12 protein-coding genes, 1 tRNA gene and 1 pseudogene are annotated in these 14,941 nt (G+C 43.7%); 3 read left to right on the top strand and 11 right to left on the bottom strand.

The genetic code is table 11. From position 1 onward, the window contains the following. Window positions 1-37 precede the first annotated feature (37 nt). The 5 genes from ACYRYG_RS08220 to ACYRYG_RS08200 all read right to left on the bottom strand — a co-directional run bounded on the left by ACYRYG_RS08220 (window position 38) and on the right by ACYRYG_RS08200 (window position 4,160). Window positions 38-856, bottom strand: coding sequence for a vitamin B12 dependent-methionine synthase activation domain-containing protein (locus tag ACYRYG_RS08220; RefSeq protein ID WP_293419220.1), 819 nt, complete (start codon window positions 854-856; stop codon window positions 38-40). Window positions 857-915: 59 nt separating this feature from the next. Beyond that, complete coding sequence (locus tag ACYRYG_RS08215) at window positions 916-2,271, bottom strand: dihydroorotase (protein ID WP_293425652.1); 1,356 nt, start codon at window positions 2,269-2,271, stop codon at window positions 916-918. Window positions 2,272-2,378: 107 nt separating this feature from the next. Beyond that, window positions 2,379-3,188, bottom strand: coding sequence for a DUF4369 domain-containing protein (locus ACYRYG_RS08210; protein WP_293419199.1), 810 nt, complete (start codon window positions 3,186-3,188; stop codon window positions 2,379-2,381). A gap of 182 nt (window positions 3,189-3,370) precedes the next feature. After that, window positions 3,371-3,835, bottom strand: coding sequence for a hypothetical protein (locus ACYRYG_RS08205; protein WP_460197972.1), 465 nt, complete (start codon window positions 3,833-3,835; stop codon window positions 3,371-3,373). Then, on the bottom strand, window positions 3,801-4,160 hold the full coding sequence (locus ACYRYG_RS08200) for an FtsB family cell division protein (RefSeq protein ID WP_293419196.1): 360 nt from the start codon (window positions 4,158-4,160) through the stop codon (window positions 3,801-3,803). Before ACYRYG_RS08200 ends, ACYRYG_RS08205 begins: the two co-directional genes overlap by 35 nt. Window positions 4,161-4,397: 237 nt before the next feature. On the opposite strand from ACYRYG_RS08200, the gene ACYRYG_RS08195 reads away from it, so the two are divergent. Next, window positions 4,398-6,323, top strand: coding sequence for a DNA polymerase III subunit gamma/tau (locus ACYRYG_RS08195; protein WP_293419193.1), 1,926 nt, complete (start codon window positions 4,398-4,400; stop codon window positions 6,321-6,323). Between the two features lie 125 nt (window positions 6,324-6,448). Here ACYRYG_RS08195 and asnA read toward each other — a convergent pair whose 3' ends face one another. Beyond that, window positions 6,449-7,486: an aspartate--ammonia ligase gene (gene asnA, locus ACYRYG_RS08190; RefSeq protein ID WP_460197971.1), complete on the bottom strand. Its 1,038-nt coding sequence runs from the start codon at window positions 7,484-7,486 to the stop codon at window positions 6,449-6,451. Between the two features lie 254 nt (window positions 7,487-7,740). Between asnA and ACYRYG_RS08185 the strand changes: the two genes are divergently transcribed. Next, window positions 7,741-7,817, top strand: a tRNA-Arg gene (locus ACYRYG_RS08185). A gap of 82 nt (window positions 7,818-7,899) precedes the next feature. Here ACYRYG_RS08185 and ACYRYG_RS08180 read toward each other — a convergent pair. Next, window positions 7,900-8,160: a helix-turn-helix domain-containing protein gene (locus ACYRYG_RS08180; RefSeq protein ID WP_293419187.1), complete on the bottom strand. Its 261-nt coding sequence runs from the start codon at window positions 8,158-8,160 to the stop codon at window positions 7,900-7,902. Between the two features lie 154 nt (window positions 8,161-8,314). Here ACYRYG_RS08180 and ACYRYG_RS08175 point away from each other — a divergent pair, with 154 nt between their 5' ends. After that, window positions 8,315-8,461 carry an AAA family ATPase gene (locus tag ACYRYG_RS08175; protein WP_293423475.1) on the top strand — a complete coding sequence of 49 codons (147 nt, stop codon included), beginning with the start codon at window positions 8,315-8,317 and terminating at the stop codon, window positions 8,459-8,461. A 106-nt stretch (window positions 8,462-8,567) separates the two neighbouring features. On the opposite strand, the gene ACYRYG_RS08170 is transcribed toward ACYRYG_RS08175, so the two are convergent. From ACYRYG_RS08170 to ACYRYG_RS08155, 4 genes and pseudogenes are all read right to left on the bottom strand, one after another. Beyond that, on the bottom strand, window positions 8,568-9,980 hold the full coding sequence (locus ACYRYG_RS08170; protein ID WP_460197970.1) for an undecaprenyl-phosphate glucose phosphotransferase: 1,413 nt from the start codon (window positions 9,978-9,980) through the stop codon (window positions 8,568-8,570). A gap of 1,182 nt (window positions 9,981-11,162) precedes the next feature. Next, window positions 11,163-12,050 (bottom strand): carbohydrate kinase family protein, encoded by an 888-nt coding sequence (locus tag ACYRYG_RS08165; protein ID WP_460197969.1) that lies wholly within the window; start codon window positions 12,048-12,050, stop codon window positions 11,163-11,165. A gap of 7 nt (window positions 12,051-12,057) precedes the next feature. Then, complete coding sequence (locus tag ACYRYG_RS08160; protein WP_294731799.1) at window positions 12,058-13,230, bottom strand: MFS transporter; 1,173 nt, start codon at window positions 13,228-13,230, stop codon at window positions 12,058-12,060. Between the two features lie 18 nt (window positions 13,231-13,248). Further along, window positions 13,249-14,814 (bottom strand): annotated as a pseudogene (locus ACYRYG_RS08155) (DUF4980 domain-containing protein); the annotation flags it as partial. Window positions 14,815-14,941: the final 127 nt, after the last annotated feature.

The following is a 14,941-nucleotide window of genomic DNA, read 5'->3' as shown; positions in this document are numbered from 1 at the left end:
CACCCTCCCGTCTCATCCTTTCCACTCCCGTTCAGAACTATTTCCGAAGCAGACTGGATTGCAGGAAATGCCTCATCAGTTCTACAGGCACCCCCCGGCGGCGAGCATAATCACGCAACTGATCCTCACCTATTTTCCCCAGGTCAAAATAGCGGCTCTGAGGATGAGCGAACAGGAAGCCGCTCACAGAAGAATGAGGAATCATCATACCACTTTCAGTGAGCCGGATACCAATTTCTTTCATGTTCAGCAGGTCACTGAGGATAAAGTTCACACTCGTATCAGGCAACGACGGATAGCCTACCGCCGGCCTGATTCCCTGATATTTTTCCAGGTGAGTTTCTTGCATTGTCAAATGTTCATCCGGCGCATACCCCCAGTAATGCCGCCTCACTTCCTCATGCATTCTCTCCGCCGTTCCTTCAGCCAAGCGGTCTGCAAGAGTTTGTGAAAGCATTTTCCGATAAGGATCACTCTCCCCGTCCCCCACGCTCATCCCCTCCACGGTGGTAGCGAAGGCACCGGCAGTATCCTCGATGCCTGAAGAGAGCGGGCGGACAAAATCAGCCATACAGAGATTAGGGGCCCCTGTGCTTTCAGCCTTCTGCTGCCGAAGCATAGGAATACGGACTCCATTCAGCAAGAGATCGTCCCCATCACTGTTTGCCTCATATAAGCCGAAGACCGCACGGGTACAGACCTTTCCTTCCCAGGAGTCCAACAACCTTTCAGCTTCTTCATGAAGATGATCCTTTTCCTCCTTAGGTTTCCCATCCAGGCTCCAAGCATGATAAAAATAGAGCCAGTTGATATAAGGCTCTATGTCACTCACCTTATACGTGAGGATTTTTCGCATTCGACGCTGCATGTCCTTTGATTCCCGGATCCTCTCCCCGCCTTTCATTTCACTATATCTTAATGTTCGAAACTGATTTCTTCTCCACGATAGTCCGGATCGAAATGTCCATCATGATAGATCAGGTGGCCATTGCAAAGAGTAGCCATCACCTTCCAGTGATATTCATGCCCCTCGACAGGACTCCATTTACATTTGCTCTGGATGCAATTCCCCGTCACCTTCCACCTCTGATTCGGTCTCACAATTACCACGTCAGCCTTATATCCTTTCCTCAGGAAGCCACGGTCTTTTACCCCAAAGAGAAGAGCAGGATGATGGCACATCAGTTCCACCAGTTGTTCAATCGTAAGGAAACCTTCATCCACCAGTTCCAACATGGACACCAGGGAGAACTGCACCATAGGCATTCCCGAAGCAGCCTTCACACAGCCCCCCTGTTTGTCAGCCAACTGATGAGGAGCATGATCTGTACCGATACAGAAAATTCGTCCATCAGATAATGCCCTTCGTAATTCTGTTCGTTCTGCTTTATCCTTGATAGCAGGATTACATTTGATCAGCGCACCTTTACGAGCATAATCGTCAGCAGAAAAGAAGAGATGAGGGACACACGCCTCCAGCGTAATCTGGGGGATCCGCCCGGCATCTGACATTATCGGAGCCGCAAAGGCCAATTCACGGCCTGTGGAAACATGAGCGATATGGAGCCTCGTCCCCATCTCCCTGGCCAGAGATACCGCCAGGAGACTACTCTTATAACAAGCCTCTGCGCTACGGATCAGGGGGTGTAAAGATACCGGGGGATCCTCCCCATAACTCTTTTTAGCCTTACACATATTTGCAGAGATCACTCCCATATCCTCACAATGAGTCATCAGCGGCACGCCCAGGGCAGCGGCAGCACGGAACACCGTTCTCAAAGATTCCAGGCGGTCCACCAGCATGTTACCGGTGCTCGCCCCCATAAAGAGTTTTATTCCCGGAATACGGCTGCGGTCCAAATGTTCAAAAAGACAAGCATTACTATTTGTCGCCCCAAAGAAGAAACTATAATTGACATGACTCTCCCGAGAAGCCCTTTGAAATTTATCTGCCAGGTTCTCATAAGTAGTAGTCGGAGGATTCGTATTCGGCATTTCAAAATAAGAAGTCACGCCACCGTAAGCAGCGGCCCTGCTTTCACTTTCCATATCCGCCTTCTGTGTCATTCCGGGTTCCCGGAAATGCACATGTTCATCGATCACCCCGGGCAAAATGAAGCACCCCGTAGCATCAACCTCCTGGTCATGACTGCTACGGGGTGCTCTGTCTGCCTGAAAGATCCCGGCAATACGATCATTTTCGATGATAAGATCACCCTTGAAAAAGTGTCCCTCATTCACAATCGTACCCCCCTTGATACTTATACTCATTGACTATCCGTTATGTTATTGAAAACGATCCGGGGTCATGCCGGCAGCCTTGAGAACCAATTATTACAAGCACTGCACGTGATCACCGGAAAAGGGACTATCCGTCCTCATTCCGAAGCAGGCTGTGCCAAGGCAGCAGGTGTAGGAGCCGGAGCGGCATTAGGATTATTCGGATCATCCGGAGGTGGTGGAGCCTGGTGGGCCGTATGCCTTCCCGGCTGTCTCATCCCATTCATGATCTGCTCATTTTCCTGAGCCTTTTCATAATAATCTTTCACGTAAGGGTCATTCTTGAATTTGTCAGTTGCCCTGCTCATGACATCTTCTATCCACGGTGTAAGCATAGGATACTCATTTCCTGCCGTCACCATGAAAAAGATCCCCGGGCCCAGGACATTATCAAAATTACTACAGACAAAATTGGTAATAAACCGATCCTCCTCTGCGGAAAGACGTGCAGCATCTGCATTCAAACGAGCATTAACCTCAGCCATATTACGACCGTTCATGATCCCTTCATCCTGACGATGGACAAGCTCAGCTTCTTCATTCTTCAACTGATTATAACGCGTAAAGAATTTAAAGAGTTTATCATTCAGCGGAGTTCCGCTGACAAGTTGCTGCGTGTTGTCGATTTTCACTGTAATATCGCCACACTCAAGGACCAATGGCAAGACACTCTCACTATCCATAAAGATACTGGCCATACGCGTAGTATCCACATTGCCAGTAAACTGGAACTGACCGTGTACGACGTCACAGGAATCTAACTTTTTAAAGTCATTATCCTTCAAGACCTTCAGATAAAGCATACGCCCGTCAAGTGTCGAGACATTACTCGTGCCGATAATATGATAGCTGTTAGCACAAGAAGTAAATGCCAGCAACGTGGCAAATGCGCAAATCATTTTATTCATAAGTGGCGATTCTTTTACTTTTAACAAAGGTACAACCTATATTCAATTTACGGAAATATTTTTATCCAATTTAATTGATTCTCTATATCTTTTATATTTTTTTCGCACAATCTCATGACGGGTAGTCAGACTGTTTTAGAATCATCAGATCTTTATACTTATCCAAACATTATTCCTACAAATCAATCCACTGGGGATTTTTTTTGCGGTGGATTTTCTTTAGCCAGCTCATGGCTGATACGATGAGTAGTATAGAGTTCAATCAATGCAGCTATCAATAAGATTGCCACCCATTTGTTATAGATAAAGGTAATATAGGTCTCCTCATTTACGAAAAGGGGCTCCAACAACTGGTAAGCTGTGTCGACCATGGAAATGCCGGCCAGGACAAAGCAAATATCGCTGAAGCATTGGATTTTCTTTAAACGGCGGACCGTCAGGCTCCGGTTCTCATAACTTTGCATGATCTGTGGAATGGAAAACATGAGCGAACCCAGCAAATAGATCCAGCATACCGTCTTTAACAGGGAAGGGTGTATGAAACCGAAAGCGAAACAGCCCGCTCCGATAACCATCAGCACACCACCTGCCAGAAATATAATATCTTTGCCTTTACTTCGTCGTTCCATCATCTTGATTTTGATCATTATCATTGTTTTGATTCTCCGCCTCATCGGTGCTCAGCACAAAAATATCCTCATCATTTGCTTTCATGAAATAGTCCTCACGTGCAATCTTCTCAATAGACTTGGGATCCCGTCTCAGCTCCTGAAGTTTACGGGTGTCCGTCCTGTTCTGGGTTTCATACCGTCTGATCTGGTCTTTCAGTTCACCGATCTGCAATTCATACTTAATCCGCATACGGAAACTGTTCTCATCGAAGACTCCGACAATGAGAAATCCCACTACAATTGTAATCAAGTACTTGTAATGAGAGAGAAAATTCAACAACTCATTCAGATGATTTGCCATAACACATTTTTGCCTTTGCAAAAGTAAGAAATTAAATTGAAAAAGAAAACGAAAAACAAGAATTTTAGATCTCAAGGGCGATCCTTTTTTCAAAGCACCTTAATCCCTCCTTGAAAAGGTCACCAAAACACGACCGGCAATTCTGTCCAAGACTAAAATAACTCCGCTTTTCCTGCCTATCCTCACTTTTTTATAGTACCTTTGCAATCAAAGACGATCAAAGATAAACGAGACAAAATGGCAGATTATATTGTTTCCGCACGAAAGTACCGCCCGATGACATTCGACCAGGTAATCGGGCAAACGACCCTTACGACCACGCTGAAGAACGCCATTAAAAGCGGGAAACTGGCTCATGCGTATCTTTTCTGCGGTCCCCGAGGCGTAGGCAAGACGACCTGTGCAAGAATCTTTGCCAAAACCATCAACTGTGAGCACCCCACCCAGGACGGTGAAGCCTGTAATCAGTGTGAGAGTTGCAAGGCCTTCAATGAAAAGCGGTCCTATAATATTTTCGAACTTGATGCGGCTAGCAACAACTCTGTGGAGGACATCAAGAAACTCATGGAGCAGACACGGGTGCCGCCTCAGATAGGCAAATACAAGGTGTTCATCATAGATGAGGTCCACATGCTTTCACAAGCTGCCTTCAACGCTTTCCTCAAGACCCTTGAGGAGCCGCCGGCTCATGTCATCTTCATCCTGGCAACAACAGAAAAGCACAAAATCCTGCCTACGATTATCAGCCGTTGTCAGGTCTACGATTTCGACCGGATGACCGTCCCTGATACCGTCAAACAATTGAAGATGGTAGCAGACCATGAAGGGATCACCTACGAGGAACGTGCCCTGGCTCTCATTGCAGAAAAAGCTGACGGTGGAATGCGTGATGCCCTCTCTATCTTCGACCAGGCTGCAAGTTTCAGTCAGGGAGACATCACCTACCAGAAGGTAATTGAAGATCTGAATGTCCTTGACGCAGATTACTATTTCAAAGTTATCGACCTGGCCCTCAAGGACCAGGTATGTGACATAATGCTGCTCTTCAACGAAATCCTGGCCAAAGGATTTGATGGCGGAGATTTCATCGACGGCCTCGCGGAACATGTGAGAAACGTCATGATGGCGAAGGACAAAAGTACGATCGTCCTTCTGGACTCGAGTGATGAACAGAAAAAGCGCTATTGTGAACAGGCAGAGCGCTGCACTCCGGCCTTTCTTTATGGCGCATTGAAGATCATGAACACCTGTGACGTACAATATCGTCAAAGCAGCAACAAGCGTCTGCTCGTAGAACTGACACTGATCGAAATTGCCCAACTGACACAACCGGAGGATTTTCCGGTCAGCACGGAGCAGCAACCTTTAAAACCTATTTTCAAATCCCATCCGTCACCTTCCACAACGACACCTCCTGGACAGGCCAGGTCAGGCAGACAATCCAAGAAACAAACACCTTCTGCCCCCATAGCAGATCAGAACATCCATACTGAAGCTCAGGAACAAAAGACAACTCCCGAAGCTGACGAGAAAGAGAGCCCGGAAGCTCCAGCGATCTCTGATGTTTCCCATAGCGGCCAGCCGACTCCTGAAAATACAATTGTCCCTCCGATCCAGACAAAACCGGAAGAGCCTCTCCAGCAACAGTCTGCCGGCGAGCCTTCTCAGCAGGCCGTCCACACCACATTTAAGGCAGGAAATATAGGCATGTCCTTCCAGTCTATCCTCAATCCCCATGATCCCACTGTCACCCAGAAAACAGAAGACGAAGAAGATCCGACAAAGGCAACGGAAGAGGATCGGACGTTCAGTCAGGAACAACTACAGACGGAATGGCTGATGATGTGTAACCGTATGCCTCAGAAACTGGTAGGGTTGGCCCAAAGATTGAAACATATCAGTCCGAAGATTACCGAGTATCCTCATATAGAACTCGTCGTGGATAACGAGATTTTCCTCGAAGATGTGAAGAAAATTCAGAATCGGATCAAGACCACACTTCTTAAAGACCTGCATAATCGGAACCTCACCCTGGATATCCGGTTAGCAAAAAAAGAAGAAGTAGGAAAAATCTTAACCAAGCGTGAATTGTTCGATAAGATGAGAAAAGATAACCCCGGCGTAGAAAAGCTCCGGGATCTACTTGACCTGGACTTAAACTGAGCCCACGGTTCAATGCATCCGGGAAACCGGTAAAGAAAAGCTCCGCGATAGAACAGTTTTTATCGCGGAGCTTTGAGTGAAAGACCGGGAACATTCTGAACAGATCCCAGTCCTTATTCTTATAATCAAATCAATTTCATGCCCGTCTCTTCACATTCCCTGCGCATCTCATCAGGCCATATACTGGCTTGGATCTCCCCGATATGAGCTTTATGAAGGAGCAACATACAGAGCCGGCTCTGTCCGATCCCCCCGCCGATACTCAGCGGAAGCGTTCCTTTCAAGAGTCTCTGATGGAAATAAAGTTTCTCCCTTTCTTCCTTACCTTCAATCTCCAGCTGACGAAGAAGAGATTCCTTATCCACGCGGATACCCATGGAACTCAATTCGAAACTACGGTTCAAGGTAGGATACCAGACAAGAATATCTCCATTTAATCCCATCTTGCCATTTTCTGCCATTGTACTCCAGTCATCGTAATCAGGAGCACGACCATCATGCTTTTTGCCATCAGAGAGTTTACCTCCTATTCCCTCAACAAATACCGCTCCATACTGCTTGCAAATTGCATCCTCACGCTCTTTAGGGGTCTTGTCCGAATAGCGGTCAAGAAGATCCTGGCTATGAATGAAATGAATCTGTTTCGGCAAGAAAGGCTTGATCTGAGGATAGTTCTCACAAGTCAGGTATTCAGCCCGAAGAATGGCCCCGTATATCTTACGGACAACATTTTCCAAGAAAGCAATCGTACGATCCTCACGCGTAATCACAGCTTCCCAATCCCACTGGTCTACATATAGGGAATGCAAGTTATCAAGTTCTTCGTCCGGACGGATAGCATTCATGTCCGTATAAATGCCATAGCCTGCGGGAATATGGTATTCAGCCAAAGCCAGGCGCTTCCATTTTGCCAATGAATGTACGACTTCAGCCACTTGATCACCGAGATCTTTAATCGGAAAAGAAACGGGACGCTCCACACCGTTCAGATCATCATTGATGCCAAGTCCTTTAAGTACAAACAAAGGAGCGGTAACACGACGTAACCTTAATTCTGCAGACAGGTCCTGCTGGAAAAAATCTTTAATCAACTTGATTCCCAATTCTGTCTGCTGCATGTCCAGAAGGGCATGATACCCCACTGGTTTAATCAATCTACTCATCTATTCTATATTTTATTTTGTATTTCAATTCTCTTTGCAAAGATACATATTTATTATTAGCATGCAATATTATTTTAGGAATATTTGTCAGAACGAAAGGATTATTTTTGTTTTAATGACTATTTGCACATAAGCATCTGAGAATTTCTTTCCGATAACGGACGATTTAAAAAGAAAAACTTTGTATAATCAAACTTATTTAGTAACTTTGCAGTCGCGTATCGACGGTAAAGTGGTTTAAAAATGATTTAAAGGGCCTCGTAGCTTAGCTGAATAGAGCGTCAGATTCCGGTTCTGAAGGTCGTGGGTTTGAATCCCACCGAGGTCACCATACATAAAACTAACTACCTACAAACCAAGTAGTTAGCTTTATTCTTAAAAAGAGGGATGTCACAATAGATAAAAAACAGTACTCACAGACTTTTTAGATCGCTTTCTTTATAGTAGACTTTCCCGCCGATCTTCATCGATTTCAAGATTCCTTCCTTGCACCAGCGCCACAGCGTTTGCTTGCTGACACTATGTTTTTCCGCAAACTCATCTGCAGTATACATCTTGTTATCAACTTTTTCCTGTGCCTTGATTTCTTCAATAAGTTCAAGTGCAAACTCTTTAAGATCAGTTGATGATAATACACAAATCTGATCTGTTCCCAAAATTTTTTTAATATCCATGTCTTTAATTTTAAAATTAATCTTTGAGTCCACTTTAAAAAGTGGACTAATAAAGAGAATCCGTACATTGCAACAGCGATTCAGAAACACTGACATTCAATGGAATATCCATCCATAAGCAGCTCGTCACAAAATAGTACAACGTCATTTTCAGATGGAAGACTTTGCCAGTTATGTACTGACTGGTGTCCGTCGTGCCGGCAAATCATTCATGCTTTATCAGCAGATACAGCAAAACTTGAAACGCAGTATTTTCCGGAACAGTTTTTTGGAATCTATTGTACTCAATATCATTCCTTGATCTTTAATATGAACATAAAGGGATCATTTGCTAAGAGTTCATGCAAAATGCCTGTTTGGGACACTTACAGAAAGCTGGTAATGCCAAGGCTAGACATCCCGTCCCTTCAGTAGGCTTCATCATTCTTTCCAGAGATCACTTCCCAGATTGTCAGCCAGATAATCTTCAGATCCAGGAGAAACGACCAGTTCTCGATATACCAGATATCCTTTCTCACGCGTCTTTCCATCTGCCACAGTTCATGTGTCTCCCCACGGCAGCCCGTCACCTGCGCCCAGCCAGTGATCCCCGGTTTCACGAAATGGCGCACCATATATTTGGAAATAAGTTGGGAGTAAACTTCCGTATGCTTAAGCATGTGCGGCCGGGGCCCTACGATTGACATCGTACCCATAAGAACATTCCAAAACTGCGGCAGTTCATCAATATTCGTATGCCGCATGAAATTACCGAACTTCGTCTTTCTCGGATCATCCTTTGTCGCCTGGACACTGTCCGCCTCATCATTCACCTTCATACTGCGAAACTTATAGCACCAGAATTCCCTGCCGTCCAGTCCGGTCCGCTTCTGCTTGAAAAACACCGGACCCGGCATTGTCAATTTGATAATCGCACCGACGATCAGATAGATCCACGGAAAAAAGAACACCAGGAATATCACCGACACCACTATATCAAACACACGCTTGAAAAGTTTATTACCCGGACGGTTCAGCGGAATCTCACTGATATACAGCACCGGCACATCACCATAGAGTGCCATATTCATCTTCCGTTTCAGATAATTACGCACATTCGGCACACTATAGAACAGTGCCACATGGCGCGTACAGCATTCCATCAACTGCCGGATCTCATCCGCCCTCTCCGAGGGCAGGCTGCAGTACACGGCGGAGATCCTGCCGGGATAACCGTCCAGCCAGGAGTCCAACTCTGATACTCTTCCGAGGTAGGGAATCCCTCCCAGGAAGTCCTCCTTTGGAGCATCGGCGAAATAGCCCTTCAGGCGATAGCCGTATGACACATCATCCCGCATCGCCGCATACAGGTCCTCGAGGCTAGGGCCCTGGCCCACGAACAGCACCTCATGCCACAGTCCTTTCCATTTACAGTAGTGCAACATCAACCTGCGGTCCAACAGATGGCCTGTACAGAGCAGAATGAAAAACAAACCATAATATACCAACCAGTATCGCCATTTCAGAAGGACTACACAGTGAAGAAAGAACAGAAAGCACAGAGACATGATCAGGAAAAAGGTCCAGATCCTGATCACCCTGCCGATCACGAACAGCCTTGTAGACTGGCGCAAGTGGAAAACAGGTGGAAAGAAATGAATGCTGATCAGATAAGCAAAACAGACCGCCAGCCAGAAACTCTTGATCCTTGCAAACGGAGAGCTGACGGCCTCCATAAAAAACCATGTATAAACATTCAGGAGCAACAGGTCCAACACCATTACTAAGCCTCTTAGCAGACTACCGTTCCGGTTGCTCATTTCATTTATCTGAGATGACATCAATTATAAAAATCAAAAAGTGTTTGTATTTTGTGCATGATATGATATATTACTCAAGTTTCGGAAGTAAAAACATCAATATTCTACCAGACTGCGATTTTTTCATAGAAGTTTACGAACCATTGACGTATTCTCTGTCAGAGAGAATAACTTTTACCACTTTCTTAAATGGGTTCAAAATATATAGCTTTACATGGCAAAGCAAACAGAAACAAGCCATAATATGTCATTTTTATTAAGCCAATTATCCTACATTCTTGAGTAATAATCCATAATCCGAACATTTAGTTACGGATATAAATTCTGGTTTATCTATGAAATAAGCATATATGACAAAGAGAATAATCGCCAAGGCTATAATTGTAAATAACAATAAAAGCCGTTTTTGGATCTTCTCTTTTTTATGCAAAAACTCCAGAAGGTCATCGGGTTCAGAAATTTTATTTTTGGGTATCAGTTTCATTTAGCATGACATTATAATTCTAACCATTCAGACTGACGAAACAGAGTTTTATTTCATCAGGTCCGTTGTTTCCTTGAAACAGACAAGTCTCAATTAAGGTAAAATTGAAAAAGCGTGGGAACTATTGTCGCTACCACACTGAGGCTCTGGACAGCCTATATCGAGTAACAGACAATAGCCCACGCCAGAAGATATATCATTCCCTCACAGGGTTTAATAATCTTGACGTGAGCGGTCTATCCATTATCCTCGATATGTGTGAAATTGTCCAGATTTCAGTATCGGATAACAAGCAAACGCTCTTTTTTATGTTATGAGCCCTTGATAACACACTATTTCTACAAACAGCATTGGAACTCCATTGCAAAGATAATTAAAAATTCTTATCTTACATCCTTTTTTATTTAATTTTTTGAAAAGCAACTGCTACGTTTCACCCAAACATACATCATAATATTAACCCGTTGACGGAATTAATTTAGCGCGTATTTGATTCTACCGATGAACTTGACATTATGAAATTTATGAGTCCACTTTAAAAAGTGGAGGAATTGATAATTATGGCAGATACCAACCGGTAGAAAACAAATTTCCATCGGCAAAGGAGGGAAAAGGATGTTGTCTTTCAAGGCATATTTAGGACAGATAATACGCTTTACAGTTTGATCTCGATTACATTGGTGAAATTCTTACCGATCTCTTATAAAGAATTATCTCGCTCAATTATGCCCCACTCTTTCAACAATCTCCTTTGGTAATGAAGGCATTGCCCCTTCTTGCGTACATACATACGCGCTGGTATCAACAGCCAGTTTATGAGCCTCAGCAACAGACATGCCATGAAGTATGGCAGCAGCAAAACTACCGGTAAAAGAATCTCCTGCTCCTACCGTATCCGCAACCTTCACTTTTGGTGTCTTCTGAAAAGACATAACTCCATGAGTAAATACATAACTGCCATTTATGCCACAAGTTAAAATCAACATATCCAGATTATATTTTCCAAGGATAAGCCAGCACGTATTTTCCATATCCAATCCTGAATAGCCAAAAATACGGCCAAGAGTAATCAGTTCTTCATCGTTAATCTTCAATATATTACATATCCTTAATGAATCTTTGAGAATCTCTTTTGAATAGAAATTCTGGCGCAGGTTAATATCGAATATCTTCAGACTGTCTTTCGGCATAGCATTCAAAAACTTTCTGATGGTTTGTCGGGAAATATCATTACGCTGAGCCAGCGAACCAAAACATACAGCACGGCATTGTCTGGCTACATCTTTTATTTCACCGGTAAACGGGATATTATCCCACGCCACATCCGTTTTAATATCGTACGACGGTACACCCTGTTTATCCAGTGTTACCTGTACTGTTCCTGTAGGAAAATCCAAGCGAGGCATCATATAGCGAAGTCCCTTCTTATCAAATTCCGCCAGTGTCTCATCACCTAACGGATCCTTCCCTACAGCACTGACAGCTAATGCATCAAAACCAAACTGAGAGACATGGAATGCAAAATTTGCAGGAGCTCCACCTAACTTCTTACCCTCGGGGAAAACATCCCACAAAGCTTCTCCAATACCAACTACCATTTTATTCATATCTAATTTAATATTTTACGTTCTTGATATAAGTAATCAAATAAACCACACCTACTGCCATTACGGCGACTGCTCCGGCCTGCCCTACAGCATCACTGGCAAACCCCATAATAAGAGGGAAAACCGTTCCACCAAAAAGTCCCATGATCATAAGTCCGCTAATCTCATTTTTCTTGTCCGGAACAGAAAGGAGAGCCTGCGTATAAACCATCGAGAAGACATTTGAATTACCATATCCGACTAAGGCAATAGCTGAATAAAGTACCACTCTGGATGTACCGGCAAACATACCAACCATCGATAAGGCTATCATTGTAACACTGATGATAAAAAATGACCTGTGATTCATCACACGAAGGAAAAAAGAGCCGGTGAGACATCCTATGGTACGGAAAATGAAATATAAAGACGTGGCAAAAGCAGCATCATTTAAAGTCATTCCCAATCGCTCCATAAGCAACTTTGGTGCTGTGGTGTTCGTACCTACATCGATACCCACATGACACATAATGCCGATAAATGATAATAAGACGATCGGCTTACCCAAAAGTTTAAAGCAAGTCTTAAACTGATGTCCTACTGACATATATTCGCCATGGTTCTTTACCTCCCTTTTTATCGGAGTCACAGCCAGCAACACAGTGGCAAGCACACCAATGATGAAATATATAAGAAAAAGCACCCTCCATCCGAAACCTAAATTCGGAATAATTGACGTTGCTCCCCACATCGCCAGATATGGAGCAAAAAAGGAAGCAATGGCTTTAATAAACTGCCCGAAAGTAAGTGTTGAAGCCAGATCGTCACCTTCAATAACAGAGGATACCAGAGGATTAAGTGATGTCTGCATGAGAGCATTGCCAATACCTAACAGAGAAAAAGACACCAACATAACAACAAAGCCATTATTGAAGAGTGGCAAAAGCAATGATAATATTGTGACATAAAGAGACAATAGTACAGTTTTCTTCCTTCCAATTTTATTCATCAACACCCCTGTAGGAACCGAGAATATCAAGAACCAAAAGAATACCAGAGAAGGAAAGATATTGGCTACCTTATCTGTCAGGTTCAGATCTTCTTTTACATAATTGGATGCTATGCCTACAAGGTCAACGAAACCCATTGCAAAAAAGCATAACATCACGGGAACAAGGGCTGTTTTTTTATATTTATTCATAATCAAGAATCAGATATTTTATTTATTCAATGGATAGATCGTAATTTTGGCCTTCCCCTTTACATTAAGTTTATTGTAAGGAACGGTCGGAAACACCAGATTGGTCATAGACATTTTCCCATCAGCATCAAAAACTTCTATACTGGAATGATCAATAAAAACACGAAGCCGGTTGATTTTACCATTTACCGGTGCCGTTGTCTTCACTGGAAAGAGTTCACTGAATGAAGTATCACCACTTTTCCGACGGTCCATAGAGAACGCTTTCGCTTTAGCATCATAAGCAAGTTGTACATATTCTCCTTTATTATTGCTTAAAGTAAAAGTACAACTTCCCCTCAGTGTAGCCAAAATCTCACAACTCGAGGAAGGTCTGCTTATCGCTTTCCCACGGAGACTCAGCAATTCTTTCGAGGGTGTAACACTTGCATAAGTCTCTCCAGCATATTCATAGAGTCCCAGATCACAAGGAATGGTATTTGCTGATCGATACTGCTTCGTCGGAACCTGATTCCCATACTGCCAATTACTCATCCATGCCATAGCTACATGGCGTCCATCGGGAGCATTGCTAAAGGTTACAGTAGCATAATGATCCTTGCCGTAATCCAGCCATTTAGTCACTTCAGGTTTGGACTCACAAGTAAACCTATGACCATCAAACTGTCCAACAAAATACTGTGTAGCAGAACCTCCAGAAGGACCTCCCGGATTAATATTGCAAATAAGCATCCATTTCTGTTTGTTGGTACCACGTACAGGCAATTCCATCAAATCAGGGCATTCCCATACCCCTTCATGACTACCATAACCTTGTCCAAAACTGCTCTCATACCTCCAGTCTCTTAAGTTTCTTGAAGAGTAAATACGCATTTCCTGTCCGGCTGCAAGGATCATATTCCATATACCAGCTTCCTGATTCCAGAAAACATGAGGATCACGAAAATCCGGTACATCAGAAGTGACAATAGGATTACCTGGATATTTCGTGAATGTACGGCCATCATCAGTACTATAAGCCATACTCTGAGTCTGATTCTCACCATTAGAAGTATAGAACGCAATGACAGCACCTTTGCCAAACCCAGCCGTATTAGTCGAATCTACGACACACGAACCGCTAAAGACCGTACCCAGTCCATCCGGCTCAATGGCTTCAGGCAGTTGTGTCCAATGTATCAGGTCTGTACTTACAGAATGTCCCCAATTCATATTTTCCCATTGAGATCCATAGGGATTATGCTGAAAGAAGAGATGCCACTCCCCATCTTTATAAAACATACCGTTGGGGTCATTCATCCATCCCCATAAAGGTGTATGGTGATAAGAAGGTCGATATTTCTCACGATTGACAGTATCAAAATAATCAGATTCCTTCATCAATTTCCAGCAGGCAAAATTTCTTAATAATCCTATAGACCTACGATTACCTGTAAAAGAAACATCAAGTAAAACATCATTTCCCGTGCCCTCTATGTTTTTGAGTTCCAACGGAACATAATAGTCCATTTTGTCAATAGCAAGACGACAGTTGAATTCCAAAATGAGTTTACCATCTTTTATTACACGGATATGTGCATTATCGGGGCACCAGCATAGTTCCGTGTTAGTTTACCCAAAGATTAAGGAAACTCTATACATGAAGAAGGGAAGATCAGAGACTCCATGTAGTTGCGCTCTGAATCTCTTGAGTTTGGAGTTGAGTGATTCA

The organism is Segatella asaccharophila, assembly GCF_054687055.1.
The sequence above is the reverse complement of the archived record's forward strand: the minus strand, read 5'-3'. Positions and strand labels throughout refer to the sequence as shown.